Annotated in this window: 11 protein-coding genes; 6 read left to right on the forward strand and 5 right to left on the reverse strand. The window is 45.3% G+C overall.

The window, feature by feature from the left end; genetic code table 11:
• Nucleotides 1-70 precede the first annotated feature (70 nt).
• The 5 genes from AC27EZ_RS06775 to AC27EZ_RS06795 form a co-directional block, all read right to left on the reverse strand.
• Nucleotides 71-1,624 carry a transporter substrate-binding domain-containing protein gene (locus AC27EZ_RS06775; RefSeq protein ID WP_487134612.1) on the reverse strand — a complete coding sequence of 518 codons (1,554 nt, stop codon included), beginning with the start codon at nt 1,622-1,624 and terminating at the stop codon, nt 71-73.
• A gap of 145 nt (nt 1,625-1,769) precedes the next feature.
• Nucleotides 1,770-3,833, reverse strand: coding sequence for a TonB-dependent receptor (locus tag AC27EZ_RS06780; protein WP_487134613.1), 2,064 nt, complete (start codon nt 3,831-3,833; stop codon nt 1,770-1,772).
• A gap of 176 nt (nt 3,834-4,009) precedes the next feature.
• A complete protein-coding gene (locus AC27EZ_RS06785; RefSeq protein ID WP_487134934.1) occupies nt 4,010-4,396 on the reverse strand; it encodes a group I truncated hemoglobin in 387 nt (128 codons plus the stop codon).
• A gap of 59 nt (nt 4,397-4,455) precedes the next feature.
• Nucleotides 4,456-5,403 (reverse strand): DUF3034 family protein, encoded by a 948-nt coding sequence (locus AC27EZ_RS06790; protein WP_487134614.1) that lies wholly within the window; start codon nt 5,401-5,403, stop codon nt 4,456-4,458.
• A 246-nt stretch (nt 5,404-5,649) separates the two neighbouring features.
• Nucleotides 5,650-6,366 carry a DUF1499 domain-containing protein gene (locus AC27EZ_RS06795; RefSeq protein WP_487134615.1) on the reverse strand — a complete coding sequence of 239 codons (717 nt, stop codon included), beginning with the start codon at nt 6,364-6,366 and terminating at the stop codon, nt 5,650-5,652.
• 224 nt (nt 6,367-6,590) lie between these two features.
• Between AC27EZ_RS06795 and AC27EZ_RS06800 the strand changes: the two genes are divergently transcribed.
• From AC27EZ_RS06800 to AC27EZ_RS06825, 6 genes are all read left to right on the forward strand, one after another.
• The gene (locus AC27EZ_RS06800) at nt 6,591-7,262 is read left to right on the forward strand and encodes a DNA-J related domain-containing protein (protein WP_487134616.1); all 672 of its coding nucleotides are present in this window, start codon (nt 6,591-6,593) and stop codon (nt 7,260-7,262) included.
• A 295-nt stretch (nt 7,263-7,557) separates the two neighbouring features.
• Nucleotides 7,558-8,700, forward strand: a complete 1,143-nt coding sequence (locus AC27EZ_RS06805) for an efflux RND transporter periplasmic adaptor subunit (RefSeq protein ID WP_487134617.1) — start codon at nt 7,558-7,560, stop codon at nt 8,698-8,700.
• 8 nt (nt 8,701-8,708) lie between these two features.
• Nucleotides 8,709-11,813, forward strand: a complete 3,105-nt coding sequence (locus AC27EZ_RS06810; RefSeq protein ID WP_487134618.1) for an efflux RND transporter permease subunit — start codon at nt 8,709-8,711, stop codon at nt 11,811-11,813.
• 58 nt (nt 11,814-11,871) lie between these two features.
• On the forward strand, nt 11,872-12,387 hold the full coding sequence (locus AC27EZ_RS06815; RefSeq protein ID WP_487134619.1) for an alpha/beta hydrolase: 516 nt from the start codon (nt 11,872-11,874) through the stop codon (nt 12,385-12,387).
• 78 nt (nt 12,388-12,465) lie between these two features.
• Entirely contained in the window at nt 12,466-14,307 is a 1,842-nt protein-coding gene (locus AC27EZ_RS06820; RefSeq protein ID WP_487134620.1) for a GNAT family N-acetyltransferase, read from the forward strand.
• On the forward strand, nt 14,304-15,290 hold the full coding sequence (locus AC27EZ_RS06825; protein ID WP_487134621.1) for a histone deacetylase family protein: 987 nt from the start codon (nt 14,304-14,306) through the stop codon (nt 15,288-15,290). Before AC27EZ_RS06820 ends, AC27EZ_RS06825 begins: the two co-directional genes overlap by 4 nt.
• Nucleotides 15,291-15,293: the final 3 nt, after the last annotated feature.

Raw genomic sequence — 15,293 nt, forward strand, 5'->3', positions numbered from 1 at the left:
CTTTTGTACAGTCAAACCGGCTGCGATGAACGGTGGTGTAGTAGCGATTGTAGACAACGTACTTTTGGGATTAACGCAACGGATAGGGGGTATCGGCAACGGCCTGTGATAAAGCAGGCAGTAGGTAGGTAAAGCGTGATTTTTTAGACATTCCCAAATAGGTTTTGCGTGAGCCAGGATAGGCATATTTCGCATGTCGTATTGTGCCTGTTAAATTGCGCTTTTTAATGATGTCATCGATTGCTATTTTTATGCCCACGATAGCATCAACGCGATTGTCGATTAACATATCTAGCATGACATCAGCACTCACTAATGGAGACTTTCTAAGCGTTGTATCGCTGTCAAAAGGCTCAAAATATTTACTGTTTCGTATCGTGCCTATTCTTTTCCCCGCCAAGTCTTCGTAGCTTGCTATCGTGATGTTTCTGTCCGTTAATACATAAAAGGTTTGGCTTGATTCAATACCATGGTGAGGCTCAATGAACTCTATGTATTGTTCCCGTTCGCGTGTTTTAAATAGGCTGACATATAAATCTGCATCGCCTTGTTCGAGCAATTTTAAGCAGCGTGCAAACGGGCAGGCGTAAAAGTCGACTTTTATATTGGCTTTTTTGGCTATTTCTTCGATAAATGTTCTGTCGAGCCCGATAAATTCGCCATCACCTCCGATAAGAGAATAAGGAGGAAAGTGGTCGAAGGCCACTGTGAGCGTTGGGCTAGCGTCTCGTTTTTGTAACGTTTTCAACTTCTCAAGCTGTGCTTCAAAAAGCGCATATTCTTGCTTGGGCAAGTAACGCTTATGGGCCGCTTTAAACGTGTCGTTATCGTATAGCGACAACAGTACCTCGTTAATATCATTTATAACGTTGTGCCCAAATGCGCTACGACTGCATGCAATATAGGTGGGAATGAAATAGGGAACTTGTTTCAACGGAATATAGGCAATATTGCTGTCGGCAGGTAATGGCGTATCGTTAAGTTGAAACCATTGTGATGAATAGAGTAAGGTCATATCTAACAGGCCGTCAGATAATAATTTCGGCCCGCTTTTATAGCGTTTTTCAGAATTGTAAAAAGACACTCTGTCAGAGGGGATGTTCGCGATAACATCGTCGAGCATTTCGCCGTATGACAAGCCTCGAGCAATACCAAAGTTGGCTTTTGCATTCACCGTAACCAAGGCAGCTAAATTGATTAGTGTCCCGTCCTGGGCAATCAATGCCTCTGGGATATTTACACTATCTTTGCGGTAATAAAGCCGTGCACTGGGGTGTAGGCTCATGGGTAAACTGAATAAGTTACTCGCCTCTCTATCAATTGTTTTAATCCGGTTTGCCGTGCAAACATTATCATTTATTTTTAGCTGTTGATTCGTTCTTGGAACAGGAGACGCATTAAACTCAATGGTGTAGTGAGGTAACTGCTGTAGGACAAGATTAGCGGTATCAATACCAATTGAAACCTGTTTTTCAGATAGGTAAAGCTCGATAAAATCACTTTCATCGACCATCCATGTAATCGTGTTCTTTGTCTGAGCGGTAGTTACTGAAGGCGGCAGAATAAGGATGCAATAAAGCATCATACGATACCACGCACCAAAACTATTCGGTGTATTCAGCATACTACTCGTTTACTTTGTACTGGCCATATTAGTATTTTAGCGCGTTTTTACGAAGAGTAGTGTTAAAACTTTCGGACCCCGTTTGAATGTCACAGGGTGCGGTGTCGTAATGATGTTGAGACTGATCGGGCTCACTTACGCTTCATTAGTAACGAAGCGTATAAGTTAATCTTGCCGTTCTTGGCTCTACAGGGTGATAGTGTAAATCTTCCACTCCCTCTTCAGGCTCTTGAGGAAGACGCGACGCATAGAAATAATCAATGTCATGTGCATCGCTATCTAACGTATTTAATAGTTCTAGTCTCACTTCCCAATTTTCTTGACGATAAGCGACCTGGGTGTTCAGTAAGAAAGCAGATGGCGGTGAGACGGTGTCGAAACTGTCTACGGTTCTTGAGCTTAAATATCGGGCTCGTAGTGTGTAGCTAAACCCTTTCTGATCGCTATTGTCATACCACGTCGCTCCGGCACTCACCACCACGGGTACCGTACCGTTTATATGTTTGCCTTCATCCTCTGCTGTGTCACTGAATCTTGCTTTTGTCCATGCGGCTTCAATGTCCGTAGTAAGATGGTGGTTAACCCAGTAGTACGCGCTGAGTTCTACGCCGTAACGTTTCGATGGGCGGCTTGCTTCGGTAAAACCTGCATCGCCTACGTAAACCAACTCACTATCGAGTTCAAGCTGCCACAATGCCGCAGATACATTGTAGGTTTTGTTGTTTGTCCAATTTATACCCGTTTCGTAGCCCAGTGATTTCACAAGCAGTGGTGAAGCATCAATAGCCTCGTTAGTTAACGGGTCAACACTGATGGTTGCACCTCTGGCATCGTTGGAATGAAAGCCTTGGCCAATATTTGCAAATAAGGTAACACTGTCATTTACGTAATACTTAAGCCCACCTTTTAACGACAGTAAACCGTCGTTTTCACTGCCGCTATTAGCGTCTAAACCACTGTCTACGTCTACATCCAGTAAGTCATAACGCAAGCCTAGAGCCATTGCCCAGGAATCACCAAGAATGATGTTTGACTGTGCAAATACAGCATATGAGCTGCTTTTTATTTCGTCTTCTCTAATGGTACTTAAACGCATGAGGTTTTGTGTGCGATAGAGGCCAACGTTATCAATATCATCAATGCGCCACTGCGTACCTAATGTTACTGAGCTGCCTTCGGTAACCGATAAAGGCAGTGTAGTAAAAAGTTCACCCCCAAAAATTTTGCGATCATCACGTTGTTCAAATTGATCGCCTGCTTCGGGATTGTCGAGAAAGTACGTAAAGTTTGAAAAGAGGGAGAGGTCGGTATCGATGGCATAAAATGAGGCGTTCCATGTGTCGCTTTGGTAGTTTGCCGATAGGCTGTAGCGAGACGATGACCCACCCACTTGGGTATCGATAGAGCCAAGTCTGTCAATAAGGCCGCTTTTAATCGCGCGTTCCGGAACCTGATCAGCACCGTTCCAACTATTATCATAGGCCATAGCGGTTACCGACAATGTGCCGTCTAACAGCGGTGTAACGTAACGAAGGTTTGCATTCTTTTTTCTTACGTCTTCACTAATGTCGGTCCAAGGGCCATCGTAGGTTTGATATTCAATAGCAGAAATTAACTTACCGCGCTGTAAATCAAATTGATGCAAACTGGCAACGCGTTGATAGGCATTTTCACCTAATGTGATGTTGAGACTATTACGCTCTACATTATCTCGTAAGGTAAAGTAGGCACCACCTGCACTTGAGAAGTCGCCAATGTTGGCATAGTAAGTCCCTTTGAAATAACTAAGATTATCGACAAATTCAGGGATAACAAAATTCAAATCTGAATAGCCTTGGCCATGCCCATGGCTGCGCATATTGACTGGCATACCATCAACGGTCACCGCAAAATCGGTACCATGGTCAAGATTAAAACCTCGCAGAAAATACTGATTCGCCTTACCCGAGCCACTGTGTTGCGTCACCATCATGCCTGGAATAAATTCCAGCATTTCAGCGGTGCGTAGCATAGGGCGTTCTACCAATGTATCGCCACTAACCCAACCTTGGGATGCTGAAACAAACTCTCCATTTTTCGTGGTGGTGTCACCATTGATACGGATATGTTCAATGCTTTCTTCCGGGTCGTCTAGCGCAAGTGCCATTGGCGAAAAACATAACGGTATAACCGAGGCGGTAATAGTAGAAATGAGGCGTGTTTTAGTCATAAATCATTCAGAATAAGTGTACTTACCTTAAACTAACGATCAGCCACGCATAATAGATGCACAAAAACTACAATATTGTTACGCGGTGCATAAACTTTTGAAAAACAGTTGCCTTTTTCTACGAACCCGGCAAGCAAACACCTTTATAAATAAGTGTTTTCAGCGCCGTAGCAAGGTTACAAATAGACGGTATCTGTTTTGAGTGGCGCTAACTTCTGTAGAATTTTGTTTTCTTGTTGATAGGTGAGCCCAACGTCACGCATGGCACTTTGAACGTATTCAACCAAAATATAGAAATCGCGCTCTTGAATGTTAAGCCCCTTGTGCGATTCAATCATGGTTTTGCCGTCATATTCGCAAGGACCACCGATTAAATCACAGGTTTGTGAGACTAACTGCTCTCTTAAATGACGTTTTGGAACACCTTTGAAATAATGGCCGATTGTTGGGTCGTTATAAATACGGGTAATGGCAACGCCATAAATTGTATTTAGCGTATCGTGCCCACCTATTTCATCATATAGACTTTGTTCGGTCGTACTGGCGCAGCCTGTTGTTAACATGGCAAACGCCAAGAAAAATGTGGTGAAAAGCGAACGGGAAAGTATCAACGTTGTTCTCCTTAGAAGTTAGCGTTAACGGTAAGGTAAAAGCCGGACGAGTCTTCTTGTAACGGCAGATTACCTAAATCCACATAGGCAGCGGTAATAGAAACTGATTTATTCGGGAAGTAGGCGATAAACGCATCGACTGCCGTATTTTCTTCAGCGAGTCCACCTAGACGGTTCGATTGAGTTCTAAACTCTGTACCGATCGCCGTTGTGGGACTAACGAGTAATGCGAGAGAGCCTTCCCACTCTAGTGTTGCGCTATCATCCGTTGCTGAACCAAACCCTAATAAACCGAACGTATTTGCTTTGGTATAGCGTGCGGTCACATTGGTGAGTAGGTTAAAGCCATTGGGTATGCCAAGCCACAGTTTGGTGGCAGATACATATACATCAACACCGCTGTCATCAGCGGCCCCTAATAATTTAGGTACGCCGGCATTGGGAAGTGGGGCAGAACCATTAGGAAGTAGAAGTGAAGTATTAAAGTCGCGGTTTTTCTTGTATTGCGCACCAACCGATACTTGAGGCAGCCAACTGTCTTGTGAAAATACGCCATCGCCCAATACTTTTACTTTAGCGGCAATAATATCTTGTTCAATGGTTGCTGCATTGGCGTTTGTTATTGCACCGTCGGTGAGTAAAGCGAATACATTGCTGGTTAACCCTGATGAGATATCCAATTTCTGACGTTGTACGCTAAGCTCAACCCGGTCAAATATACCGACGCTAACCCCCGCAGTAGATAAGGTGTAATCATTAAGGCTTAAATATTGGATATTTCCAGAGTAACTGACTTCTTCTTTGCTCGCGTACCCACCAATAAATGCCCATGGTGTCAGCCCCCCGCCTGCTACACCTTCAAAGCCTGTGATGCCACCGGAAGCAATCAGTCTAGATCCACTATCAGCATGCACCGATGACACCAGTAAACTCAATACCAATAAAATCTTTCGCGTCATACTTTTACTTCCTACTTTTATGTTTGGTGCATCGCGTTAGAACGATACGTCTTTATATCGCGAAATGTAGGTAAATTAACAGTCGTAAGCATACATTCTATCGCAAAAAGCTATCGACTAGCCGAAATTCGTACAGGCTGAATATGTGTATATTGCTAACCAATATAAAGGTTGTACGGGTAGGACGGGCAATAAAAAAGCCCACAGCACGTTATGCGGTGGGCCTTTTATCAATATAGAGGGTATTTACATGTTGTCTAACTGCGCCCGAAGCGTCGCAAGAAACGTGTTTATACGCTCTGCATTTTTGCCTAAATCACTTTTGCCTACGCGAGATTTACTACGTACATCAACAAGTGTGTCATCGCCTTGTGCCGTTAAACGGATAACCACATCATCTTTAAAGCCGAACCATGTTGTAGTATCGGTGGCTTCTATGGTGTTGGGTAATGCGCCGGTTTCAACGCGCTCCCAACCTAGCGTGTTTATCGCTTTCACTGCTGCGCCGTACACTTCTTCAACCGTCTGAGGTAGTAACTGGGTTTTGATTTCAGGGTAGGCTTCAAGTTGTTGTTTGGTAATGTCGCCACCCTCATAACTTATAGGGTTTGGTGCACCTTCGCGTAGCGGTGCAATCGCTACGAACGCAGGAGGGTTGGTCACATCAGTGGTGATATCATGGATAGGCGGTACAGCACTGGCTTTGCCCATCATACTAACCGGCATACCAATAGCAACAAATGCCAAAACGGCATAAACAATCGTGCTTCCCCAGCTAATATTCTTACGATTAATTAGCACTTGCAGGATAATAAGGATGATTGCTGCGCCACCGACATAAACACCGTAACGTAGCGACGTAAACGCTGTGCCAAGGCCAACGCCCGCATACTGATAAAGTGGGCCGGGCAGCACCACCATGAGAAAACCGACAATACTGGTAAGGGCAATTAGTGCTTTCAAGTGAACTCCTGAATATTATTGTGTTTGTGAGTGGGTTTGTGCATTTTACGGTTACTTTAACAGCGAATACTGCAAATTGGTTCAATTTATCGCGTTTATTTATTGTTTTGTTAGGAATGCATATGCTTTAGACATTTACGATGACTTGGCTACTTTTTGTCATGTTTTTGTTATCCTTCAAAGCGGCCGACTCCTTCATTAACGCAATGCAAAGGTAAAATGAATTGATTGAATTCAGCGACACTGAGCGTACATCTGTATCAGACGCCCACCTCACGCTTCTCATTGATACTCTCGCAACTTTACGCCCCGTTTTTGAGAGGGGAATAAACGAATACTCGCTTATCAACACCCTTAAAGCGCCGCCCTTCGCACTATTCAAAGATGCTGAGTTGAGCGACCCGCTTATCCTGTTTAATACACATTTCTTATTGTTTCACTGCTTATATAAATTGCGCGAGCAATGGCGTCTACAGGGTATTGGCGAACTTGATATTCATGCGACTAACATTGTGTTACGCGCTGTTGATACTAATGTTCAACCACAACACAGTGAAACGCACGCCAAAAATATCGGCGCTATTGATGCGTTAGCCGAGTACTACCTTAACCTACATAATATGACTTCTACCTCGCTAGAAGATGTTGAAACGCTCATAGACGATTTTTGGCAGCGCATGGCTGGTAATCCCGTTAAGGTATCTACTGAAGATATTAAACACGCGTGCGAATTGCTTGATATCGACACAGCAACTACGTTGACATTAGTCGCTATTAAAAAACACTACAAAAAAAAGCTGCAATTTGTTCACCCAGATAAAGGGGGATCAACACTCGATACCCAAGAGGTAATTGCAGCGTACAAATTGCTGCTACGACACATCAATGTGTTGTAAAAACGTTAATGTTGTAAACGCTGTTAACATAAGGCGTGCACGGCAAAAATAGGCGGTGAAATCACACAAAAAAATATGCTGTTTGCCGATGTAAAACGCTATTCAGCGGCAATCGCTGTTATTTTATTCAGCCCACCGCCACAATAGGCAAAACCACATACCGATATTTTACGTTTATATGAAACGTAAAACACTAAAATTGTTATACTGGCCGACTACATATTGCTTTCTCGCGTTTACGTAAGGGTAAACGTTATCATTTTTGGCAATATGACTATGGAAAAGAGAACCTATCATGCGTCGCATACCAACCATTACTTTCGTTATCGCTGTCCTTTTAGGACTAGCTGGGTGTTCGGGTGAATCCCAGCAAGCAACCAGTGCTCAGCAGCAAAGGCCTGCAACCCCTGTTTCTGTAATAACGTTAAAGGCGCAGCCTGTTGTTCACGAGATGATACTACCAGGGCGTATTACGCCATCGCGTCAGTCTCAAGTAAGGCCACAAGTAGATGGTGTGGTTACTGAGCGCTTGTTTGAAGAGGGCGCACAGGTAGAAAAAGGGCAGCAGTTATATCAAATTGATGATGCGCGATATCGTGCCCAATTAAACAGCGCGATTGCTGATGTGAAAAGTGCCCAAGCCAATTTGAAAACCCTTGAAGCGAAAGCCAATCGTTATAAAAATTTGATTAAACAGAATGCCGTTAGTCAGCAAGAATATGACGACGTTATTGCACAAAAAGAGCAAGCGCAAGCGGCGATTAGTGTTGCTGAAGCATCGGTAGATGTTGCAAAGGTCAATGTTGGCTACACCAAAGTGTATGCGCCTATCAGCGGTCAAATCAGCCGTTCTTACGTAACAGAAGGTACCTTGGTGACCACTAACCAAGCTCAGCAGTTAGCCACAATCACGCAACTTAATCCTATTTATATCGATATGCAGGAATCGGGGAGTGCAATTCTCACGTTACGCCAAACAATGAGAAGTAAAGGCTCAATGCCGGTTGAGCTAACACTTGATGAAGTGACTGGTGAGAAATATCCCCATACAGGAAGTGTGAAGTTTTCAGAAGTGACTGTTGATGAAAGTACAGGTTCGGTGGCGTTGCGCGCAGAAATGCCAAATCCAGAAGGGGTGTTGCTTCCCGGTCTATTCGTTAAGGGCCACGTTATCACAGGCAAAGAAAACGCGTTGCTCGTACCACAGCGAGCTACCACGCGACAAACAGATGGTTCGCTATCTGTTTACGTGGTTACCGATAATAATCAAGTTGAAGGTAGGGCGTTAAAAATAGGAAAAATTTACCGAGACCAATACGTTGTGAAAAGCGGCGTCAGTGAAGGTGAGCGTATTATTGTCACCGGTTATCAAAAGGTTAAGCCCGGCGCGATGGTTAATCCGTCTGAGTGGCAGCCTTCATCACGCGGTTCACGGTAGGAGTCGTTATGGCACGGTTTTTCATAGATAGACCCGTCTTTGCATGGGTACTCGCCATTATCACTATGATGGCAGGAGTGCTCGCCATTTATACGCTGCCTATTGAGCAGTACCCTAAAGTTGCGCCGCCCACCGTCAGCATCGCTGCGAGCTACCCAGGTGCCTCTGCAGAAACCGTAGAAAACTCAGTAACACAGGTTATCGAACAAAGCCTTTCTGGCATTGATAATCTGCGCTACTTTTCGGCAAGTAGTTCAAATAGCACTATGTCGATAAACCTCACGTTTGAACCGGGCACCGACCCAGATATTGCACAGGTACAAACGCAAAATAAAGTACAAGGCGCGTTGCCGCTATTACCTACAGAAGTGCAGCAACAAGGGGTAACGGTATCAAAATCAAATAGCTCATTTGCGCTAGCAGTAGGCTTTTACTCTGAAGATGGCTCAATGTCGCAGTACGACTTGAGTGATTTGCTTGTGTCTCAATTTAGGGATCCCATTTCTCGCGTTAATGGCGTCGGTAACGTTCGTGTTTTCGGTGCACAGCGCTCTATGCGTATATGGCTAGACCCGGATAAATTATACAGTTACAACTTAACCCCTGTTGATGTGCAGGCCGCGGTCAAAGTGCAAAATACCGATGTGTCAGCCGGTCAGTTAGGGGGCTTGCCTGCCATTCAAAATCAGCAAATTAACGCCACAATTCAAGCGCAAAGTAGGCTACAAAACGAAGAAGACTTCGAGAACATAGTATTGCGTGTGAACACCGACGGTTCACAGGTTCGCGTGCGCGATGTGGCACGTGTTGAGTTAGGTGCGCAAAGTTACGATGTTATTGTGCGCTACGACCGAAAAGCGGCTTCGGGTATGGCTATTAGTTTAACCTCTGGCGCTAATGCTTTAGACACGATAAAGGCTGTAAAAGCGCGAGTGGAAGAGTTGCGTGCTACTTTACCTGATAGCGTGAAAGTGGTGTATCCGGTAGACAGCTCACCCTTTATCGAACTGTCTATTGAATCCGTAGTAAAAACACTGATTGAAGCCGTCGTATTGGTATTTCTTGTTATGTTGCTTTTCCTTCAGAACTGGAGAGCAACGCTTATTCCTACTATTGCCGTTCCTGTGGTATTGCTAGGAACGTTTGCCGTACTGCTTGCTTTTGGGTTCAGTATTAATGTGCTCACCATGTTTGCCATGGTACTTGCCATAGGTCTATTGGTTGATGACGCCATTGTCGTTGTAGAAAACGTTGAACGTATCATGGAAGAAGAAGGGCTTTCGCCAGAGGAAGCCACTAAAAAATCGATGACCCAAATTACCGGTGCGCTAGTGGGCATTGCGGCGGTATTGTCTACGGTGTTCATTCCCATGGCGTTTTTTAGTGGTTCAGCGGGTGCAATTTACCGTCAGTTTTCAATAACCATCGTGTCTGCGATGGGCTTCTCTGTACTTGTTGCTATTGTGTTGTCGCCGTCGTTGTGTGCCACGTTATTGAAAAAGCATTCAGAGGACCATGATAAGAATAAAGGTTTCTTTGGTTGGTTTAACCGTAACTTCAATAAAGGGCGGGACAGCTACCAACGTACTACAACGCACATGGCTCAACGTGCGAAACGCTATTTTGTCGTGTATGGGCTGTTAGTGGGCGGTATGGTCTTTATCTTTAGCCAATTGCCTGGCTCCTTTTTGCCTGACGAAGACCAAGGCCGAATGATGGTGCTGATCAGCACGCCACCAGGCGCAACCGCAGGGCGAACCTTAGAATCGATAAAACAGGCCGAAGATTACTTCCTTGAAGAAGAAAAAGAGGCTGTTAATGGGCTATTTGCGGTGGTGGGTTTTAGCTTTGCAGGGCAGGCGCAAAACGCTGGCATGGCATTTTTGAACTTGAACGATTGGAGTGAACGCGATGAAGACAGCTCAGCGTTCGCTGTGGTAGGCCGTGCGTTTGGTGCCTTTAGTAAAATTGAAGACGCGTCAGCGTTTCCTATTGTTCCACCGCCTATCATGGAGTTGGGAAATGCCACCGGTTTCGACATGCAGCTTGTCGATAGAGGTGGGAATGGGCATGTTGCGTTAATGGACGCGCGAAATCAGTTGTTAGGTATGGCCGCCCAAAACCCTAAGCTTGCAGGCGTGCGCCCTAATGGGTTGAGTGACGTTCCTCAATTTAAAATTAATATCGACAGCGAAAAAGCATCTGCTTTAGGGTTAAATCTTAGCGAAATAAACAGTGCGTTGCAGATAGCGTGGGGGTCAAGTTACGTTAATGATTTTATTGACCGTGGCAGAATAAAGCGTGTTTACATGCAGGCTGATGCGCAGCATCGAATGACTTCTGATGACCTTGATAAATGGTTTGTGCGTAACGCCGACGGCGATATGGTGGCATTCAGTACGTTCGCTACCACGCAGTGGGTATATGGTTCGCCTAAGTTGGAGCGCTTTAACGGTGTGTCATCGGTAAATATTCAAGGTAGCCCAGCCGAAGGTGTGTCGTCGGGTGAAGCAATGGAAGAAATGCAAAAGCTAGTCGAGCAGCTTCCCTCTGGTTTTGCCATCGAGTGGTCGGGGTTATCGTTTGAAGAACAACAAGCGGGCTCTCAAGCCCCTATGCTCTATACCATATCAATACTGATCGTATTTCTGTGTTTGGCTGCGCTATACGAGAGCTGGTCGGTGCCTTTCGCGGTAATGCTCGTCGTGCCTCTGGGGATCTTGGGCTCTGTTGTCGCCGCCTATGTTTTCAGTTTGCCAAACGATGTGTATTTGCAGGTGGCTTTCTTAACTACGGTGGGCTTGGCTGCGAAAAACGCCATTCTTATTGTCGAGTTTGCTAAAGAGCAGTATGAAAACGGCGAAGATTTGATGGTAGCGGTATCAAATGCCGCTTCTCAGCGTTTCCGACCAATCTTAATGACGTCTATGGCGTTTATATTAGGGGTTACACCTTTAGCACTTGCCAGTGGCGCTGGGGCAGCGAGCCAAAACGCAATTGGTATTGCCGTTATGGGTGGCATGATTGCCGCTACGTTCTTAGCTATTTTCTTCGTACCTATGTTTTATGTAATGGTAGAGAGACTGTTTCACAAAAAGAACGATAGCCAATAAGTTCTCACGATAAACGAGGGTGGTGGCAACGCTAGTTGCCCAGGTCAAAGGAGTGGTTATGACGACAGTTGTTTTTTCTCATGGCAAAGAAAGTGGGCCATGGGGCAGTAAAATTAAGTCGCTAGCCGATGTGGCCACTGCCCTTGGCTTCGCGGTAGAGAGTATTGACTACCAAGATTTGTCGTCACCTGACGCACGTGTAGAGCGACTAACTAAATATATTACCCCTCACAAGGGTGATGTGATCTTAGTCGGTTCTAGTATGGGCGGTTATGTATCGTTGGTCACCGCAGCGAGCGTGCCGGTTAAAGGTGTATTTTTGCTTGCGCCCGCGTTGTGGTTGCCTGGCTACGATGTACAGCACTATGACTTCACCGGCCCAACGTTTATTGTTCATGGTTGGCAAGACGATATTACGCCAATGTCGAGTACGCTAAACTATGCAGAAGAAAAGCAGGCACAGCTGCTCTGCGTGCGCGACGGGCATCGGCTGTCACAAAGCAATGATATTCTGTGCAACGCCTTTCATTTTTGGCTGCAGCCGTTTGTATTTAAGACTAATCGCCTACGATAATTTACCTAACAGTACGTGAAATAATGATAGTTTGTGGCATTATTAGCATATGGTTTTTGGCATAAAAGGCTCATTGGAATGACGTTCTCCTTGCCCCCCCAACCTGAATGGCAATCACTCATAAAGTCTGGATGTAGAGTGTTTGTCGGCGGTAATGCTTCTGTTCCCTATGCGCTTGTTCAACATCTTATCGACAATAGCAATGGGCTGAGCGACATTGAATTAGTGCACATGCTTGCGCTAGGCGATACCCGTTGGGTTGATGAAAAATATAAAAACCTGTTTAAAGCCAACACTTTCTTTATCGGTGGCGAAACAATGCGCCGTGCCGTTGATGAAGGTCGCGCTGACTACACGCCAGTCTTTCTCTCTGAAGTTTCAAGTTTATTTAACGATGGCACATTACCTTTAGATGCTGCGCTTATAAACGTCAGCCCGCCGGATGAATTTGGCTATTGCTCTTTGGGCGCATCGGTCGATATCGGGATGTCAGCTGTACGCCAAAGTAAAAAAGTTATTGCGCAAATTAACCCCAATGTGCCTCGTACGGCTGGGCATTCTTATATTCATATTCGTGAAATTCATGCGTGCATAGAGGCCGACGAACCGCTGGTTCAGGTAACGGCCCCGCCCATCGATTCGGTCGCTGAACGTATTGGGCAATACGTGTCTATGTTAGTGGATGACGGCGCCACCTTACAGTTTGGTATTGGTAAGATACCCAATGCCACATTAAAGTATTTATGTAATCACCAAGACTTGGGCATTCATAGTGAAATGCTTACTGACAGTATTATTGAACTGTTAGAGTCTGGCGCAGTGACCAATAAAAAGAAGACGTTTCACCCCGGTAAAGTGGTCACGAGCTTCGCTATTGGTACGCGTAAATTATACGACCTGATTGATAGCAACCCACACATTGAATTTTACCCTAGCAGCTATGTCAACAAGCCAACCAATATCGCTAAAAATGACAACATGGTTGCTATAAATAGCGCATTAGAGGTGGATTTGACAGGGCAGGTGGTCGCCGACTCTCTTGGTTATGACTTTTACAGTGGCATAGGAGGGCAGGTTGATTTTGTTACAGGTGCGTCTATCAGTAAAGGTGGAAAGGCTATTATCGCGTTACCGTCAACCGCGAAAAACGAAGCCATATCAAGAATTACGCCACGGATAACAGAAGGCTCAGGAGTGGTGACCTCGCGAGGCAACGTACAATATGTGGTGACAGAGTATGGTATTGCATCGCTGAAGGGAAAAAGTATCCGGGAACGAGCATTAGAGCTTATTAGAGTAGCGCATCCCAAGTTCAGAGCACACTTGCTTGAAGAGGTTCGCCAGCATTATTGGGTACCGCACTATCAAGAAAAATACCCTACTGACATTCCTGAATTAGGCGCAATACAGCTTAAAAAGCTTCAAATCCATAATGAAAAGTTCTACATGCGGCCATTGAACCCAGCAGATGAACGGCGTCTTCAGGAGTTCTTCTACTCGCATACAAAAGAAACACTTCGTCTTCGATATAACTACGACCCTAAGCAAATGTCTCGTGAGAAGTCATGTAACTTGGTGAGTGTTGATCAAAGCTCAGACGCCGCGTTATGTATTGTGCGTCAAGAAGGCTCGCGCATCACTATTCATGCGGTAGGGCGTTTTTATTACGATGCGGCGACAAATACCTGCGAGGCTGCCTTCGTGACCAGAGAAACACAGCAAGGAAAAGGAATGGCCAGCCGGTTATTACATGCCTTAATTGATATTGCTAAGCAACGTGGTATCAGTAAGATGATGGCTTATGTCAGGGGCGATAATAAGCCTATGATAACCATTTTTGAACAAGCGAAATTCACACGCGTGTTTACCGGTGACCCAAGCGATGTTGAACTTGTTCTAGATGTGGCATCACTATCATGACCATTCGAATATTTCGCGGTAAGCACTGCACCAAGCATGACATGGGCGCTGAGCATCCTGAATCACCCGATAGGCTATACGCCATAGACGATCAGTTGTTGTCGTCGGGTCTAGACATGATTTGTGAGCATGCCGATGCAACACCTATCCCTGAAGCATACCTTAGCCTTGCCCACGACCCATACTACATAAAAAGTGTATTCGAGCGTGCCGCTATGCTTGAACCAATCATAAACACAGGTAGTGCAGCTGAAAGTATTCAGCCTGCAGTCGCCTGGCTAGATGACGATACAGGATTAATGCGGCATTCTTTACCTGCAGCGCTAGAGTCAGCTGGAGCCGGGTGTAATGCAGTAGATTGGGTTATGCAAAGTAATGACCGGCAAGCATTTTGTGCCACGAGACCTCCTGGGCACCATGCTACCTACGACAGTGCGATGGGCTTTTGTTTATTCAACAACATTGTGATTGCAGCGCGTTATGCGTTGCAAACTTACCATTTAAAGCGTGTTGCTATTGTTGATTTTGATGTGCATCACGGTAATGGTACCGAGCAAATTGTCGCCGGCGATCAGCGCATCATGCTGTGTTCAAGTTTCCAACATCCTTTTTACCCACACTCAGGTTCGCCTGTATCAGCCAGTAATATTATGTGTGTACCACTCGATGCGGGGAGTACTGGAGAGGTTTTTCGTACCAAAGTGCAGCATTGGTTCGATGCGCTTAAGAACTTCCAGCCTGAGCTTATTTTAATCTCTGCGGGCTTTGATGCACATGCCGAGGACCCAATGGCGCATTTACGATTGGTCGAAGATGATTATTTCTGGATAAGCCAACATATACGCGACATTGCAGATGTGTGCTGTGAAGGTCGAGTTGTTAGTATGCTTGAAGGTGGCTACGACCTCAGTGCATTGGGAAGAAGTGTAGTGGCTCATTTGAAAGGACTTTCACATCCCTCATCAATTCCCGTCTCTGTCTAAAGC

This window comes from Alteromonas sp. 4NH20-0056 (assembly GCF_057539655.1).